The sequence below is a fragment of the Mesorhizobium sp. SEMIA396 genome, assembly GCF_024518615.1.
GTDB lineage: Bacteria > Pseudomonadota > Alphaproteobacteria > Rhizobiales > Rhizobiaceae > Mesorhizobium.
The window spans coordinates 251,430-268,315 of record NZ_JANIFC010000003.1 but is presented as its reverse complement, the minus strand read 5'-3'; the positions used below and the strand labels follow the sequence as shown (position 1 = coordinate 268,315).

14 protein-coding genes and 1 pseudogene are annotated in these 16,886 nt (G+C 64.8%); 5 read left to right on the top strand and 10 right to left on the bottom strand.

Going from position 1 to position 16,886, the window contains the following annotated elements; all coding sequences use genetic code 11:
* The first annotated feature begins 87 nt into the window (after positions 1-87).
* From NP503_RS10760 to NP503_RS10750, 3 genes are read left to right on the top strand one after another with little or no spacing between them, the layout of a single operon-like run.
* Entirely contained in the window at positions 88-1,671 is a 1,584-nt protein-coding gene (locus NP503_RS10760) for a sugar ABC transporter ATP-binding protein (RefSeq protein WP_127267671.1), read from the top strand.
* The gene (locus NP503_RS10755) at positions 1,668-2,984 is read left to right on the top strand and encodes an ABC transporter permease (RefSeq protein WP_127267672.1); all 1,317 of its coding nucleotides are present in this window, start codon (positions 1,668-1,670) and stop codon (positions 2,982-2,984) included. The genes NP503_RS10760 and NP503_RS10755 overlap by 4 nt, the downstream gene beginning before the upstream one ends.
* On the top strand, positions 2,981-3,949 hold the full coding sequence (locus NP503_RS10750) for a substrate-binding domain-containing protein (RefSeq protein ID WP_127267673.1): 969 nt from the start codon (positions 2,981-2,983) through the stop codon (positions 3,947-3,949). Before NP503_RS10755 ends, NP503_RS10750 begins: the two co-directional genes overlap by 4 nt.
* A 40-nt stretch (positions 3,950-3,989) precedes the next feature.
* Here NP503_RS10750 and NP503_RS10745 read toward each other — a convergent pair whose 3' ends face one another.
* The 6 genes from NP503_RS10745 to NP503_RS10720 are packed head-to-tail and all read right to left on the bottom strand — an operon-like array spanning position 3,990 to position 11,132.
* Complete coding sequence (locus NP503_RS10745; RefSeq protein WP_127271007.1) at positions 3,990-4,451, bottom strand: MarR family winged helix-turn-helix transcriptional regulator; 462 nt, start codon at positions 4,449-4,451, stop codon at positions 3,990-3,992.
* Positions 4,448-5,032 (bottom strand): amino acid synthesis family protein, encoded by a 585-nt coding sequence (locus NP503_RS10740; protein ID WP_127271009.1) that lies wholly within the window; start codon positions 5,030-5,032, stop codon positions 4,448-4,450. Before NP503_RS10740 ends, NP503_RS10745 begins: the two co-directional genes overlap by 4 nt.
* A complete protein-coding gene (locus NP503_RS10735) occupies positions 5,025-5,909 on the bottom strand; it encodes a UPF0280 family protein (RefSeq protein ID WP_127271011.1) in 885 nt (294 codons plus the stop codon). The genes NP503_RS10740 and NP503_RS10735 overlap by 8 nt, the downstream gene beginning before the upstream one ends.
* Positions 5,909-7,450 carry a 6-hydroxynicotinate reductase gene (locus NP503_RS10730; protein WP_127271013.1) on the bottom strand — a complete coding sequence of 514 codons (1,542 nt, stop codon included), beginning with the start codon at positions 7,448-7,450 and terminating at the stop codon, positions 5,909-5,911. Before NP503_RS10730 ends, NP503_RS10735 begins: the two co-directional genes overlap by 1 nt.
* A complete protein-coding gene (locus tag NP503_RS10725; RefSeq protein ID WP_127267039.1) occupies positions 7,447-10,281 on the bottom strand; it encodes a molybdopterin-dependent oxidoreductase in 2,835 nt (944 codons plus the stop codon). Before NP503_RS10725 ends, NP503_RS10730 begins: the two co-directional genes overlap by 4 nt.
* A complete protein-coding gene (locus tag NP503_RS10720; RefSeq protein ID WP_127267040.1) occupies positions 10,278-11,132 on the bottom strand; it encodes a xanthine dehydrogenase family protein subunit M in 855 nt (284 codons plus the stop codon). The genes NP503_RS10725 and NP503_RS10720 overlap by 4 nt, the downstream gene beginning before the upstream one ends.
* Positions 11,133-11,376: 244 nt before the next feature.
* On the opposite strand from NP503_RS10720, the gene pncA reads away from it, so the two are divergent.
* Positions 11,377-11,991 carry a bifunctional nicotinamidase/pyrazinamidase gene (gene pncA, locus NP503_RS10715; RefSeq protein ID WP_127267041.1) on the top strand — a complete coding sequence of 205 codons (615 nt, stop codon included), beginning with the start codon at positions 11,377-11,379 and terminating at the stop codon, positions 11,989-11,991.
* A 157-nt stretch (positions 11,992-12,148) separates the two neighbouring features.
* Positions 12,149-13,594, top strand: coding sequence for a sodium:proton antiporter (locus NP503_RS10710; RefSeq protein ID WP_127267042.1), 1,446 nt, complete (start codon positions 12,149-12,151; stop codon positions 13,592-13,594).
* On the opposite strand, the gene NP503_RS10705 is transcribed toward NP503_RS10710, so the two are convergent.
* The 4 genes and pseudogenes from NP503_RS10705 to NP503_RS10690 all read right to left on the bottom strand — a co-directional run bounded on the left by NP503_RS10705 (position 13,595) and on the right by NP503_RS10690 (position 16,878).
* Positions 13,595-14,314 (bottom strand): ABC transporter ATP-binding protein, encoded by a 720-nt coding sequence (locus tag NP503_RS10705; protein WP_127267043.1) that lies wholly within the window; start codon positions 14,312-14,314, stop codon positions 13,595-13,597.
* Positions 14,311-15,039: an ABC transporter ATP-binding protein gene (locus NP503_RS10700; RefSeq protein ID WP_127267044.1), complete on the bottom strand. Its 729-nt coding sequence runs from the start codon at positions 15,037-15,039 to the stop codon at positions 14,311-14,313. The genes NP503_RS10705 and NP503_RS10700 overlap by 4 nt, the downstream gene beginning before the upstream one ends.
* Positions 15,036-16,000 (bottom strand): annotated as a pseudogene (locus NP503_RS10695) (branched-chain amino acid ABC transporter permease). The gene NP503_RS10700 and the pseudogene NP503_RS10695 overlap by 4 nt, the downstream one beginning before the upstream one ends.
* Positions 15,997-16,878, bottom strand: a complete 882-nt coding sequence (locus NP503_RS10690) for a branched-chain amino acid ABC transporter permease (RefSeq protein ID WP_127267045.1) — start codon at positions 16,876-16,878, stop codon at positions 15,997-15,999. Before NP503_RS10690 ends, NP503_RS10695 begins: the two are co-directional and overlap by 4 nt.
* Positions 16,879-16,886 lie beyond the last annotated feature (8 nt).

Sequence of the window (16,886 nt, the reverse complement as noted above, 5' to 3'; positions counted from 1 at the left end):
GCACCTTATATCGGCTTGACATGATCGAAACGTTTAGATTAGCGTTTGCGGGAAGTTGACGACGACGGAAGGGAGGCCGCCATTGTCATGCAAGAGAGCAATTGCCTGTCCCCGGAGCACGGTGCGGCCGATCGGTCGCACATCGTTCTGAGTGCCGAGCGCATTTCCAAGAGCTTCGGCGGCATCGCCGCGCTTGTCGATGTCGGCTTTGAGCTGCGTCGCGGCGAGGTTCATGCCTTGATGGGCGAGAACGGCGCCGGCAAGTCGACGCTGATGAAAATCCTCTCCGGCGTCTATACCGGTTATGACGGCACGGTGAGCGTCGATGGCCGCCCCACCAGCTTCGCCGGCGTGCGCGACGCCGAGGATGCCGGCATCGCCATCATTCATCAGGAGCTCAACCTGGTGCCCGAGCTCAGCGTCGCCGACAACATCTTCCTCGGCCGCGAGAAGCTGATCGCCGGGCTGATCGTCGACCGCAAGGCGAGCAGCCGCGCGGCAGGTGCTTTGTTGCAGCGGCTCGGCATCGAACTCGATCCGCAAGCCCGCGTCGGCGCCCTGCGTGTCGGCGAGCAGCAACTGGTCGAGATCGCCAAGGCTCTGTCGATGTCGGCACGCATCCTGATCATGGACGAGCCGACCTCGGCGCTTTCGCCGGCCGAATGCCAGCGGCTGTTCCGCATCATCCGCCAGCTTGCCGACAGCGGCGTCGCCATCGTCTACATCTCGCACCGCATCGACGAGGTCATGCATCTGGCCGGCCGCGTCACCGTGTTTCGCGACGGCCGCCATGTGCTGACCGAGCCGATGGCCAGGCTCGACGAAGATACGATCATTTCGGCGATGGTCGGCCGCAACCTGCTCGCTTCCTCCGAGGAAGAGCGCAACACCAGCGGCATGACCGTGCTTTCGGTCGAAAACCTGTCGCTGTCGAAGCCCGATGCGCATGGTTGGCGCACGGTGATCGACGGCGTCGGCTTCGATCTTGCCGCCGGAGAAATCCTCGGCATTGGCGGGCTGCTGGGTTCGGGCCGCACCGAGATCCTGGAAGCGATCTTCGGCTCGAGCAATGGCCGCACCGGCGGCGAAATCCGTATTGACGGCCATCCCGTGGACATCCGTTCGCCGCGCGATGCGAGGCGGCTGGGCATTGCGCTGGTGACCGAGGACCGCAAGACGCAAGGGCTGCATCTGCAGGCTTCGATCGCGGACAATGTCGCCCTGCCGCTGGTCGGCTCGCTGGCCCGCTTCGGCATCCGCTCGCTGGCCGGCGAGCAGGGGCTGGCGCGGCAGGCGGTCAAGGCCCTCGGCATCCGCTGCCGGGACATCGACCAGCCCGCCGGTACGCTGTCGGGCGGCAACCAGCAGAAGGTTGTCATCGGCAAATGGCTGGCGACGAAGCCGAGGGTGCTGTTGCTCGACGAGCCGACGCGCGGCATCGATGTCGGCGCCAAACGCGAGATCTACGACCTGATCTTCAAGCTGGCGCGCGACGGTCTCGCCATCGCCGTCATCAGCTCCGAACTGCCGGAGCTGCTGCACCTCTCCGACCGCATCCTGGTGATGGCCGATGGCCGCCAGACAGGCATTCTTTCCCGCGACGCGGCCAGTGAGGAGGCCATCATGCGCCTCGCCGCCCCGCGCCGGACCATATCGAGACCAGCCGCATGACCGTTTTGAAACTCCTGTCCCGGACCAAGCTCTATTGGGGCCTGATCGCCATCTTCCTGATCGGTGTCCTGGGCTCGCCGATGAGCTCGAAGGGCAACAACATCTTCCTCTCCTACGGCAATCTGCTCGATGTGCTGCGCCAGGTGTCGACCACCGGCCTGATCGCCACTGGCATGACGGCTGTCATCATCACCGGCGGCATCGATCTCTCCGTCGGCTCGCTAATGGCCATCTGCTCGGTGGTCTGCGCCATGCTGCTGACGGTTCCAGGCGTGACGCCGGGCGTCGTGCTGGGCGTGCCAACCGTCGCCCTGGTGGCGCTTTGCCTCGGTTTCGTCGTCACCCGTTTCATTTTCCAGAACCTGGCAAAATCCCGTGCCGGCGCCGACCTCCTCCGTGAGATCAAGCTGGACGGGATTCGCGGCCTGGTCACGCCCGCCGTCGTCGGCGTGGTCCTGTGCTGCCTGTCGCTGTGGTTTCTGCTGCCGCAGATCGAGCCGAAATTCGGTGTGCTCGGCGTGCTGCTGGTGGCGCCGTGCGTTGGTTTGCTGTTCGGCGCGCTCAACGGCTTCATCATCGTTGCCGGGCGCCTGCAGCCCTTCATCGTCACCCTGGCGATGATGGTGACGGCGCTCGGCATCGCACGGCTGACCGCCGGCCAGAACAATGCGGTGCTGCCGGTCTATACCGGCTCCAACGCGACCGCCGATTTCGAGATCCTGCGCTCGCTGGTGTTCGGCATCATCCCGATGCCGGGCCTGTTCTTCCTCAGCGCCATCCTGATCTATGGCGCGGTGCTGCGCTTCACGCCGTTCGGCCGCTATGTCTATGCCATCGGCGGCAACGAGGAGGCGGCGCGCCTCTCCGGCATCGCCGCCGGCCGCGTCAAGATCGCAACCTATGCCGTCTCGGGGCTGCTCGCCGGCATCGCCGCCGTGCTCTATGTCGCACAGTACCGGCAAGGCAAGCCGGATGCCGGCGCCGGGCTGGAGCTCGACGCCATCGCCGCCGTGGTCATCGGCGGCACCAGCCTGATGGGCGGGCGCGGCAGCCTCACCGGCACGTTCTGCGGCGTGCTGATCTTCGGTCTGCTCTCCAACATCCTGCAGCTCCACAACATCAATTCGAACCTTCAGCTGGTGCTGAAGGGGATGATCATCATCGGCACCGTGCTCGTGCAGGAGCGCAATGCCGGTGATCTCCTGGCCTATCTGCGCCTGCCCGGCGGGCAATCGGCGCACAAGGAAACGGCCGCGGCAAAGCGGCCGTCGCAAGAGACACCGTCTCTCAATCTCGGAGGAAACAAAAAATGAAACGACGTGACATGCTGAAGCTTGCTGCAGTGACCGCGGCACTGCTGACCACCACCGCGCTTCTGACCACCGGCAATGCCTTCGCCCAGGACAAGAAGTGGAAGATCGGCTTCTCGCAGGTGACGACCATCGAGCCCTGGCGCGCGCAGTTCAACAAGGACATTCTGGCCGAAGCCGCCAAGCATCCCGAGGTCGAACTGATCATCACCGACGGCGAGGACAAGACCGAAAAGCAGGTCGCCGATGTCGAGAACCTGATCCGCCAGGAAGTCGATGCGCTGTTGGTGTCACCGAAGGAATCGGCCGGCCTGACCGGCGTCGTGCAGCAGGCGATCGATGCCAAGATCCCGGTCTTCGTGCTCGACCGCAATGTCGAGACCAAGGACTACACGCAGTTCGTCGGTGGCGACAACGCGCTGATCGGCCGCGCGGCCGGCGAATATGCCGTCGAACTGCTTGGCGGCAAGGGCAAGGCTGCAGGCAACGTCGTCGAGATCTGGGGCGGCATGGGCACCCAGCCGGCGCATGACCGCCACGACGGCTTCCACGAATTCACCGACAAGGAGCCGGGCATCAAATATCTGCTCGACCAGCAATCGGGCGACTGGAAGCAGGATCAGGCCTACAATCTGATGGCCAACGCGCTGAAGAGCAACGAGAAGATCGATCTCGTTTACGGACACAACGATCCGATGGCCTACGGCGCCTATCTCGCCGCCAAGGATGTCGGCCGCGAGAAGGACATCAAGTTCATTGGTATCGACGGCCTGCCCAACGAAGGCGTGCAGATGGTCAACAAGGGCGAGCTGACGGCAACCTTCACCTATGTCACTCCCGGTGCCGAAGGCCTGCGCCAGGCGATCAAGTTCCTCAACGGCGAGAAGGTCGAAAAGACCATCACTCTGCCGACCGAGAAGATCACCAAGGAAAACGCCGCCCAGGTGCTGAAGGACAACGGCCTCTGAGCCAAGCTTCCTGCCGGGTGCCTTTTTGGCGCCCGGCGGTCTAAGCCAGCTTCACCAGCAGCTTCATGAAGGTGGCGATCTCCTTGGCGGAGAGCGGTGCCAGCGTCTCCTGGGTGATCTCGCGCGCCAGCGGGATCAGGCGGTCGATGGCATCACGGCCTGCCGCGGTCAGATTGACCAGCAGCCGTCTCTTGTCGACCTCGTGCCTGGAAAGCTCGACCAGGCCGCGCGCCTTCAGCCGGTCGATGACGCCCTTCACCGTCGCCGCATCCATCGCGATCAGCGTGCCGAGCTGGTTCTGCGAGGTCTCGCCGACGTCACGCAGCTTGGCCAACGCCGCGAATTGCGGCGGCGTCAGATCGCCGATATGCGCGGCAAATATCGCCACATGGCGCTGATGCGCCTTGCGCAGGATGAAGCCGACCTGCTCCTGCAGCAGGTAATCCTGGTCGTCCGGCGCCTCGACCTCGACCAGCTTGAGCAGATTGTCCTCGCCGCTCACCGCAAGCCATCCCAGGCTTTGATGTCATCGGCCGCGAGACCACCCATGCGATTGTGGATGCGCGGGCCACAGGTCATGGCGAGGCAGAACAGGATTTCGTCTGGGCGCGGACCATCGCTGATGCCGACTTCCATGGCGTCGAAATGGCTGCGCACATAGGCGGCGTTGATGTGGCCGAGCGGTACATCGAGCTTTGAACCGAACGCGCCGACCTTCTTGGCCGACGGCACGATCGCCTTGGCGTCGCCGAGCCGTTCGCGCATGGCGTAGCCGCCGGGCACATGCCACAGCGCACCGTGCTCCAACTCGCCCGCCGTGCCGACAATGGCGCCCTTGCCGTAGCCGTCGATCTGCTTGACGTCGCCGCCGAGCGCCGCGATCAGCCGGTCGGCGAGCAACAGGCCGAGCGGCTTCAGATCGTCCATGGCGCTCTGCAAGTCTTCGACATAGCGCCCGGCGAACGGGTTTTTCACCAGGGCCATCGCGGCGGCGCGGCGGCGCGGCACCTGGGCCACCGGCCCGCCCTCGTGAAAAATCTCTTCGGTCAGCACCGCGATTTTGCGGATCGAAAACTCAGGCATGGGCAACTTCCTCCCTCGAACTTTTGTTGGGCGCGGCAAGCGCAACCGAGCCACTGATGCGGGCCTCACCGCCAAGAAACAGCGCCGATCCGGCAATCAGGCCGCGCCGGCGAAAATCTTCGGCGACGGCAAGGCCATTGTCCAGCGCCCGCGCCACTTCGCCAAGGGCAAGCGTGCCGACACCATGTGTCACCAGGCGCGCGCCGAGATCGCTGTCGGGCGACAATTCATGTGCGGGAATGCGCTTGATGGCGGGATTGCCGGGCAGGTCCACCGCGTTGGCAATGAGGGTCGCCGCCGCATCTGCCTCGGCGCCGGTCCGCGCGAGCACGGTGACGGCGTCGGCAATGCCAAGCGAGAAGGAGCGGCCGCGCCAGCCGCTGGTGGCAACGCCGCGAACGCCATCTTCCGCGCGGATCGTGATCCGGTCGGCCATGCCGTTACCGGTGCCGGCGACCGCCAATCCCATCGACTGTCCCCTGCCGATATGGATTGCGCAGTCGCCACCATTGTTGACATAGGCGCGATCGAGCTTGCGGCCGGCAAGCAATGCGGCGAGCGTTTCGTCGGCTACCGATCCCGCGACGGCGGCCATCGGTGTTATGAAGCATTCCGCCAGGGGCATGACGGCTGCTTCCATGCGGCGCGCCGTCGGGCCGGCGAAGCTGCGCGGCGCCAGGAAAAACGCCGGTAGTCGCAATTCGGGGAGCTCCTCGACCAGCTCCATCAGGATCGTCTGGAACCGCGCTACCGCCTGTTCATAGGCTCGGCGGCATTCATCCGCCTCACCAAAAACCTCGACGATCAGGTCGATCGGCCCGTGGTTGAGATGGAGCCGCTTGCCGTCCTGCAGCCAGTTGGCTTGCGGGCCTTGCATCACCCGGCCCCGTTCGAGCCGGCACGGCGTAGCTGCGCGAGTGGCGGCCATGGATTGGTGGCTTCGGCGCCTGTGCCGCGGCGCGGATTGAGGTACTCACCGCCTTTTGCGACAATATCCTCGACGCTGCGGATCTCGGCCTCGTACCCGCCGAGCCTGACATAGTCGTCGCGGCGCAGCGTGAACTCGATAGGCGCCACCAGCGCCGGCGTCGGCACATAGCCGAAGGCACCCTCAGGCACTCTGGTGACATCGACCATCAGCGTGATGCCGCCGCCCGGCCAGACATAGACCGGCGCGCCGCCGACCGTGACATAGGTGGTCAGGCCCTGAACCGAGCGGGTGAGATTGACCGGGTTTTCGGTGACGCCGGCCCGCAGCGAGCCGCCGGCGCCGCCGATGAACAGCACTGTGCACAAAGCTGGCTCGCAATTGTCCTCGATCAGCCCGACCGACTTCTGCAGCCGTTCGGGGAAAGGTTTTTGCACCGGTTTCAGTTCGTCGTCGAGTTCGTAATAGGCGAACTGTTCGCCGGTGGTCGACACCATCAGCAGCGACAGCCCCGGCCGCGCGCCTTTCTTGGCGTTCCACTCTCCGAGGATCGACAGCGGGTCTGAAATGCTGGTGCCGCCCCAGCCCAGCCCGGGTTCGGACACCTTGAAATAGCGGCCCGGCGTCGAACGGCGGCCGATTATTTTTATCCCTGTATCCTGCCAGCCCAGCACCTTGCCGGCCTGATGCTCGGAAACGACGCCGGTGATGTGGTCGTCGACCACCACCACCTCGTCGACAAGGCCGCGCCATTGCGTGGCGAACATGCCGATGGTGGCCGAGCCGCAGCCGACGCGCATTCGGTGTTCCTGCTTGCCGTCGATGACAGGTGCTTTGCCGGCTTCGACTATGATGGTGGCGCCGCCGTCGATGGCCAGTTCCACCGGCTTGCGGTTGCACAGATTGAGCAGCGCGTCACAGGTGGCGCGTCCCTCGGCCTTGGAGCCGCCGGTCAGATGGTGCACACCGCCCAGCGACAGCATCTGCGAGCCATACTCGCCCGTCGTGACATGGCCGATCGCTTCGCCGGCTGCGCGGACTATTGCCGTCTCGGGACCGAGGTGACGGTCGGTATCGATCTTCACCTTGACGCCGCAATAGGAGAAGATGCCCTCGGTGACGACGGTGACGAGATCGACGCCTTCGACCTCCTGGCTGACGATGAAGGGGGCCGGCTTGTAGTCGGGATAGGTGGTGCCGGCGCCGATTGCGGTGACGAAGCGGCGGCCGGTGTTGACCAGTTCGCCGTCCCAGGCCTCGCCCACGGCGACGAACGGCACGATCGCCGCGCCGGTCTCGGCCGCATGATCGAGGATGGTCAGCGGGTCCGTCCGCACGATCCTGCCGCCGACATTGCCGTAGCGGTCGCATGCTCCGGTGCGCCCGTCAGCGATGTAGCACATCACCGGACAGGCATCGCAGCGGATCTTCTCCGCCACCAGCTTCTCGCCGGGATCATGGGTCTCGAAGCGTTCGGCAAGCTCGCTCATCGGCGTGCCTCCTTTTCGCGGATGCCATCTTTTTCGCGGATGCCAGCGCGGATACGCGTCGGCGTCGCCGGAATCTTGGTGACCAGCACGCCGGTGGCGTGGCGGATGGCATTGAGGATCGCCGGTGCCGTCGGGATCAGCACATGCTCGCCCAAACCCTTGGCGCCAAAGGGTCCTTCCGGATCCGGAACTTCAATCAGAATGGTCTCGATCGGCGGCACGTCGCCAATGGTCGGGATGAGATAATCGTGCAAATTCTCGGTGCGGCCGGGGATATACTCTTCCATCAGCGCCATGCCGATGCCTTGCGCAATGCCGCCTTCGATCTGGCCCTCGGCCAGCAGCGGGTTGATCGCCTTGCCGACATCATGCGCGGCGGTGATTTTCAGCAGCTTCACCGTGCCGAGCTTAAGGTCGACCTCCAATTCGGCGATCTGCGCGCCATAGCCGTAAACGGCGTAGGGTTTGCCCTGGCCCCTGGCGTCGAGGGGCAGCGTCGGCGGGTCGTAGGTCTCCTCGGCGCGAAAGACGAAGCCTTCGGTGTCTACATCCAATGTCGCGAGATCGACGCGGCGCGTGGCTTCACCTTCGCGGATGACGATCACGGGGCCGTCGAGCTGCAGGGCTGCGTTTTCGGAAACATTGGCGAAGCGCAGGATCGTTTCGCGCAAGGCGCGGCCGGCCTTTTCGGCCGCCTTGCCGGTTACAAAAGTCTGGCGCGAGGCCGAGGTCTTGCCGGCGTCGGGGGTGATGGCCGTATCGGCGCTCTTCAACTGGAATTTCTCAAGCGGCAGGCCGAGCGCGTCGGCGCATATCTGGGCGATGACCGTGTTGGATCCCTGGCCGATATCGACGGCGCCCTGGTGCAGGATGACCGTGCCGTCAGCCGCGATGCCGACCCGGATTGTCGACGGGTTGGGCAGCGAGGTGTTGCCGCAGCCATACCAGCAGGACGCGACGCCAACGCCGCGCTTTCTATCCCTGCTGGCACGGTTGAACGCATCCGCATCAGCCGTCGCGCGCACCCAATGCGGCTGCAGCGATTCGAGGCATTCGGCAATGCCGACGCCGGACTCCAGAAGCTGCCCGGTAACCGTTTCGGATCCGTTACGAAGGCAGTTCTTCAAGCGAAAATCGAGCCGGTCCATGCCGAGCTTGCCGGCTAGCTCGTCATACAGCGTCTCCTGCATGATCGTCGCTTGCGGCACGCCGAAGCCGCGGAATGCGCCGGAGATCGGCCCATGCGTGTGGATGGCGCGGCCTTCGGCGCGGTAATTCGGCGTCGCATAGGGTCCGGAGGCGTGCACCGGCACGCGGTTGGCCACGGTAGGGCCCCAGCTTGCATAGGCGCCGGTGTTGAAGTCACCTTCGAAGATCATGCCGGTGACAATGCCGTCGGCATCGGCGCCGATGGTCGCTCTCATCTCGGCCGGATGGCGCTTGGTGGTCGAAATCATCGATTCGGTGCGGGTGTAGGCAAGTGCCGCCGGCCGCCCCGTCTTCATCGCCACCAGGCCGATCAGCGGCTGCAGCGAAACGTCGAGCTTGGACCCGAAACCGCCGCCGGTCGCGGTCGGCACGATGCGCACCTTGTCGACGGCTAGGCCGAGCACCTTCGCCGTCTCGTCGCGGTCCATATAGGGCGCCTGGGTGCAGGCGACGACGACCAGCGTGTCGCCGTCCAGATAGGCATAGCCGGCTTCCGGTTCGATATAGGCGTGCTCGACATAGGAGGTGTCGATGGCGCCAGAGACGGTGAAAGCCGCGCCGGCAAGCGCTGCTTCCGGATCGCCGCGTTCGACGAAGCCGGAGGTCAGCAAGTTTGCCGCCCTGTTTTCATGAATGAGCTTGGCACCGCCGGCGCGCGCTTCGCAGGATTGGAGAACATGCGGCAATTCGGTCCAGCGGATCGGAAAATCCGAGAGGTCGAGATCGAGCATCGCCTCACGCTCGCCGGCAACCAGCGCCACCGCCTCACCGCGGAGGCGGGCAAACCCCTCAGCCAGCGCCGGCTGGTCGGCGAACGGGCCGATGACGCCGAAACAGTTTTTTCCCGGAATGTCGGCTGCTGTGAAGACACCGGCTATGCCGGGATGCGCCTTCGTCCAGCCGTCGAGGTCGCCGAAGGCGAAGCTGGCGTGATAATGCGGCGAGCGGACCACCAGCACGGCCAGCGCATCGGCGGGGAAGGAATCGCCGCCGAATTTCTCAGCCCCGGTGACCTTCGGCACGCCATCGAGCCGGACGGGCGAGGAGCCGATCGCATGGCCTGATCGAGGCAAGCGGAAATCGAGGCTTGCGCCCTGCAGGGACGCATCCATCACCGCCGCGATGATCTTCCGGTAGCCGGTGCAGCGGCAGAGAATACCGCCCAGCGCATCCTGCACCTCGGCCTCGGTCGGGCTTGGCTGTTTGTCCAGCAACGCCGTTGCCGCGACCAGCAGCGCCGGCGTGCAGATGCCGCACTGCGCCGCGCCATGGGCAAGGAACGAGGCCTGCAGCGCCGACAGCCGGCCATTGGCGAGGCCTTCGACGGATGTTACCGCCGTCCCGGCGGCGGAAGCCGCCGACATCAGGCAGGCGCAGACCGGATCGCCGTCGACCAGCACCGTACAGGCGCCGCAGTCGCCGGCGTCGCAGCCGATCTTGGTGCCGGTCAACAGCAATTCATCGCGCAACACCAGGGACAGGCGGCGCAGGGGCGGCACATTGACCGAGACGGCGGTGCCATTGACCTCGAAGGCGATATCGGCGCGCGCAGCGCCGAAGCCTGGCTGGGCACTGCCCGGATCGGGCAGGGCTTCACGCGCGTCAGGCCAATTTTGGCTCATGCCGCCACCTCTTCGCCAGTCGTACGCCCCATAGCCGCGAGCACCGTGCGGGCAACAATCTCGCGCACCGCATCGAGCCGGTATTCGGCGCTGCCGCGCACATCGGCGATCGGCGACAGTTCTGCCATCGGCGCGGCCAGGACCGCGTCGGCGAGTCCGCCGTCCACCGGCAGACCGTGCAGCGCGGCTTCGACGCCGGCCAGCCGCTTGGCCACCACCGAACAGGAGCCGGCGGCGACCGCCGCTTGCCGGACAAGGCCATCCTGGACGACCAGACGCGCCGCCACCATGGCGATGGAAATGACGAGATAACGGCGCGCGCCGAGCTTGACGAAAGCCGACGTGCCGCTGGGCTTCGGCACGCGGATGGCCGTGACCATCTCACCGGGCAGCAGAGCGGTTCGGCGGTTGCCGAGAATGAAGTCCTGCAACGGCAGATGCCGCGTCGCGGCCACCGAGCGCAGCTCGACCTCGGCATCGAGGATGAGCAGGGCCGGCACGCCGTCTGCGGCAGGCGATGCGTTGCAGAGATTGCCGGCGACCGAGGCGACGTTCTGGATCTGCACCGAGCCAACCTCACGCGCCGCCTGTTTCAGCGCATCGAAGGCCGGCGGCAAGGGATGGCGGACGATGTCGGTCCAGGTCGTGCGCGCGCCGATGACGAAATGGTCGTGCGTCTCGGCAATGCCGCGCAGCGCCGCCAGGCCGTTAATGTCGAGAACATTGTCGCGGAACGGTTTGCTGCCCTGTGCCGGATAGAAATCGGTGCCGCCGGCAAGGATGCGCCAGGCGCCCTCGCCAAGCAAAGCGAGCGCTTCGTCGACCGAGGTGGGTTTCGCGTAACGGATCACGCTTTGCCTTCCAGAAGGAACTTTCCGAATCCGGTATTTCCGGCGTTCGAGCCGAGAAACTCATTCGTATGCAAATGATATCAAGCCCGCTGGATTTGTCAAAGCCCGAGTTTGCGGCGGCCCGGCCGGCACGCATTTGTTATGTCGCGAGAGGTTGACGCCGCCGGCCATCTGGTCAAGTTTCTGCGTCCGGTCGCGTCAGCGGCATTTTCCACTGGAGCCTGCATACGGAAGAGGAAAGCCCATGGCCGACGAGGCGCTTGTTGTCATCGACCTGCAGAACGACTTTTGTCCCGGCGGCGCGCTGGCGGTTGCCGGCGGCGATGAGATCGTGCCACTGGTCAACGACCTGATCCGGCGAACCGACCATGTCGTGCTGACGCAGGACTGGCATCCCGCCGGTCATTCCAGCTTTGCCTCCAGCCATCCGGGCGCGCAGCCTTTCACGATGATCGAAATGCCCTATGGTCAGCAGACGCTGTGGCCGGACCACTGCATCCAGGGCAGCCTGGGCTCGGATTTCCATTCCGGCCTGGCCTGGACCAAGGCCGAGCTCGTCATTCGCAAGGGATTTCGGTCTGATATCGACAGCTATTCGGCCTTCTTCGAGAACGACCGCACGACGCAGACCGGCCTTGCCGGCTACCTCCGGGAGCGCGGCATCGACACGCTGACCCTGGTCGGGCTGGCGACCGATTTCTGCGTCGGCTTTTCGGCGCTGGACGCCGTCAGCCAGGGCTTCAAAACCACAGTGCGGCTCGATGCCTGCCGCGGCATCGATCTCAACGGTTCGCTCGATGCCATGCTGCAGCGCCTGCGCGACGCCGGCGTGACGCTCGAAGACCCTTTGTCGGATTGAACGGCCGTTGGGCAAGCACCCCCTCACCCGGATTGCCAGCCGAATTGCGAAGGGCAATTCGGGGCAATCCGACCTCTCCCCGAGGGGAGAGGAGAAGGCGAGCGTCGGCGCCGAGTCTCTTCTCCCCTCGGGGAGAAGGTGGCCGCGTAGCGGCCGGATGAGGGGGCCTTTTTCATATCCGATCTCCCTGTTGGCTGCATGCGCTGCGATAATTGCCGCCGTGCTGTTCCCGGCACAGGCTTTCGCGGCGGAGGAACACGGCCTGCCCGGCGCTTCGATGCCGCTGTGGTGGGCGCTGCCCTTTGCCGGGCTGCTGTTGTCGATCGCCACCGGTCCGCTGCTGTTTCCTCATGTTTGGGAACATCACTACGGCAAGATATCGGCCCTTTGGGCCGCACTGGTGATCGTGCCGCTGGCGGCTGCCTTCGGTGTTCCCACAGCGACCGAAGCGGTGCTGCATGCGTTGCTCACGGAATACATGTCGTTCATCATCCTGCTGTTTGCGCTGTTCACCATTTCGGGCGGCATTCTCCTTGCCGGCAACATTCACGGCACGCCGCTGGTGAATGCAGGCCTGCTGCTGGTCGGCGCGCTGCTGGCCTCGGTGATAGGCACGACCGGTGCCTCGATGATCCTGATCCGGCCGATCATCCGCGCCAACGATAACAGGCCGTTCAACGCCCATGTCGTCATCTTCTTCATCTTCCTGGTGTCCAACATCGGCGGCTCGCTGACGCCGCTTGGCGATCCGCCGCTGTTCGTCGGCTTCCTCAGAGGTGTCGACTTCTTCTGGACGACCGCCAATCTCTGGCGCGAGACCCTGTTCGTCGGCGGTGCCGTGCTGGCCGTCTTCCTGGGCATCGACATCATCCTGCATCGGCGCGAGGCTGGCGCGCCGAAGATCAAGGATCCGACGCCGGATACCAAGGTGCGTCTGCGCGGCCTGGCCAACCTTCCGCTGCTGGCGGGCGTGATCGGCGCCATCCTGGTGTCGGCGGCCTGGAAGCCCGGCGTCAGCTTCTCGGTGTTCGGCGTCAGTCTCGAACTGCAGAATCTGGTGCGCGACGCCATCATCCTGGCGCTCGCCCTGCTGTCGCTTCCGCTCTCCTACAAGAGCCACCGGGAGGCGAACGGCTTCAATTGGGGCCCGATAGCAGAGGTGGCAAAATTGTTTGCCGGCATCTTCATCTGCATCGTGCCGGTCATCGCCATCCTAAGGGCAAGCCATGACGGCGCGCTGGCACCGCTGGTGTCGCTTGTCAGTTCACCCTCGGGTACGCCCAACGATCTCGCCTATTTCTGGCTGACAGGGGCATTGTCGTCCTTCCTCGACAATGCGCCGACCTATCTGGTGTTCTTCGAGCTTGCCGGCGGCGACCCCCGGCACCTGATGACGGAGTTCGCTTCGACGCTTGCCGCGATCTCGGCCGGCGCGGTGTTCATGGGCGCCAACACCTATATCGGCAATGCGCCGAACTTCATGGTCTACGCCATCGCCCGCCATCGCGGCGTGAAGATGCCGGGCTTCTTCGGCTACATGCTGTGGTCTGGGCTGGTGCTGATCCCGACATTTTTGGTCGCGGGCTTTCTGTTCTTCGGCTGATCACCCGACGCCGACATAGCGGCGGACCGCCGACGGGTCGGCGCGCAACTCCTCGACGTCGACCGTCTCGCGGTTGCGGCCGTTTTCGATGAAGGCAACGTGGTCGGCGACCGAAAGCACCGCATCGACACGCTGCTCGACCAGGATGGTCGAGACGCCCATGTCGCGCAGCTTCGACACCGTCTCGCGGATCTTGGCGATCATCGACGGCATCAGCCCTTCGGTTGGCTCGTCGAGCAGCAGCACTTGCGGTTCGAGACAGAGCGCGCGCGCCATGGCCAGCATCTGCTGTTCGCCGCCGGACAATGTGCCGGAACGCTGCCGCAGCCGCTGGCGCAGCAGCGGGAACAGGTCGAGGACATTTTCCCGCACGGCCTTGCCCTTGCCGCGCGCCATCAGGCCGATCTCGATGTTTTCCGCCACCGTCATTTCGGCGAACAGCCGTCTTCCCTGCGGCACATAGGCGACGCCGGCCTTGGGCACTTCATGCGCCGGCAGACCAGTCAACTCTTGGCCATCGAGCCTGATCGAGCCGGCGCTTGAGGGAACCAGTCCCATGATGGCTTTCAGCGTCGTCGTCTTGCCGGCGCCATTGCGGCCGAACAGGCACAGCACCTCGCCCTTGTTCAGCACCAGGTCGAGGCCATAGAGCACCTGGACCTCGCCATAGTAGCAGTCCAGTCCAGAGATGGTCAGCGCCTCGGACTTTGCCTCGGTCATGGGGCGGTCCCCAGATAGGCTTCCTGCACCGCCGCGTTCTCGCGGATCGCTTCGGGGGTGCCTTCGGCCAGGATCTTGCCGGCATTGAAGACGGTGATGCGGTCGGCGAGTTGCATGACGACAGGCATGTTGTGCTCGATCAGAAGCACGGTGGCGTTCTTGGCGATCTCGCGCACCAGGGTGATGAAATTGTCGATCTCGCTGTCGGCCAGCCCTTGCGTCGGCTCGTCGAGGATCAGCAGGCGCGGCTTCAGTGCGAGGCCCATCGCCACTTCCAACAGGCGCTGATGGCCGTAGGACAATTGGCCCGCCGGCATGTGGGCACGATCGGCCAGGCCGGTGCGTTCCAGTGCGGTCATGACAGCGGCCTGTATCGCGCTCTTGGAATGACTGCCATGCCGCTGCGTCAGTTGCGCGGGCAGCGCGACGTTGGCGTAAACGGACAGGTTGGCATAGACGCTGGTGAGCTGGAAGGTGTAGGCGATGCCCCTGCGCACCCTGACATAGGCAGGCAGATTGGTGATGTCGGCGCCGTCGAAGACGATCATGCCGGCAGACAGCTGGATGCGGCCGCTGACCAGGCTGACGAAGGTGGTCTTCCCCGCCCCGTTGGGGCCGATCACGGCACGGATCTCGCCCGGCATCAGCGCGAAATCGACATTGTCGACGGCGCGCAGACCACCGAAATTGCGCGACAGGCCCTTGGTGGTCAAAAGCGGCATCATGGCAGCCACCCGAGCCAGCGCTGGCGGATGCTGCCCAGAATGCCTTTCGGGAAAAACAGCACCAGCAGGATCAGCGCGATGCCGACGATCAGCAGATAGGCGGAGGTGTAGCCGCTGGTGATATCAATGACATAGTACATGAACAGCGTGCCGATCAGCGGTCCGAGCGTCGTCGCGGCACCCCCCAGCAGCACCCACAGCAGCGGCAGGATCGAATACTGCACCGACGCGAAGCTCGATCCGACACATAGCCGAACAGCAGCGCATAGGCGGCCCCCGAGGCCGCGCAGATGATGCCGGAGATGACGACGGCGGCGAGCTTGTTCGAAAACGTATCGTAGCCGAGCATCTTCGTGCGCTCCTCATTCTCGCGGATGGCGACCAGCACGCGGCCATAGCGGGAGCGGACGATGGCCAATGTGACGAGCAGCACGATGGAAAACAGCGCCAGCGCTGTCATGTAGCGCACCGTCGGATTGGTGAGTTCGAGCGATGTAGCGCCAAAGCTGAGCACCCGCGCCGGCTGCGGCACGACCATGCCTTGGTCGCCGCCGGTCCAAGTCGCGAAGTAGAGGATGAGGAGGTAGAACACTTGAGCGAACATCATGGTGACGATCATGAAGGCGACGCCCGTGGTGCGCAACGCCAGCAGGCCGATCACGAGTGAAACAACAACACCACAGCCGAGGCCCGAGGCGAATGCCGCTGGTACGCTCCAGCCGAGCTGGATGACGGCAAGGCCGGCGCCATAGAGCCCGGCGGCGAAGAACATCGCATGGCCGAGGCTGAGCAGGCCGACATAGCCGAACAGCATGTTGTAGCCCATGGCAAAGACCGCCAGCACCATGATGCGGGCAAGCAGGCCGTGATAGTAGTCCGGCAGCAGGAAGCTCAGCACGAAGAGCAGGGCGATGACGCCGAGATGCAGGGCATAGGCTTTTGCCGGCGAAGCTTCGCTCATCGCGATGCCGTCCCGAACAGGCCTTGCGGGCGGAACACCAGCACCATGGCGACGAGCAGCGTGGCAATGATCTTGGCCAGCGTCGGCGAGAAGAACATCGAGATGATGCCGTCGGAGAGGCCGATCAGCACGGCGGCGACGACCGTGCCGCGCAGCGAGCCGAGGCCGCCGATGATGACGACGATGAAGGAGAGCAGCAGCGGATCCTGTCCCATCAGATAATGCGCCTGGCTGATCGGCACGATCAGCACCGCGGCAATGGCCGCCAGCATGGCACCGAGCGCGAAGACGCCGCCATAGACACGGCCGACAGGGATGCCGAAGGCCTGTGCGGTTTCGCTGTCATACTGCGTGGCGCGCATGACGAGGCCGATCCTGGTGCGCGTCAGCACCAGCCATGTCGCGGTGAGCAGCAGCGCGGAAGCGGCGATAACAGACAGTTTGTAGCCGGAATAGCCGAACCACGGCAAAAGGATGCGGTAGCTGAACGGCGGCTCGACCGGCCGAGCCTCCGGGCCATAGAAAGTCAGCGCCAGCTGCTGGATGATGTAGAGCATGCCGATGGTGGCGACGATGGTGGCTTCCGGATTGTAATTGAGCCGGCGCAGCACCAGCCGTTCGGCGACCAGCGCAATGGCGCCGACGATCAGCGGGGCAATCACCAGCGCCGCCAGGAAGCCGAGCGCAGGGTGACCGCCGATGGCCGTGGTGATCGCCCAGGCGAGCACCGCGCCCAGCATGAAGAACTCGCCATGCGCGACATTGACCACCCGCATGACGCCGAACACCAGCGACAGGCCGAGCGCCGTCAGGGCTAGCACTGACGAGGTGACGAGGCCTTCGAGAGCGGCGAGGAGGAGGTGGGGACCAAAGTGCATCGGTTACA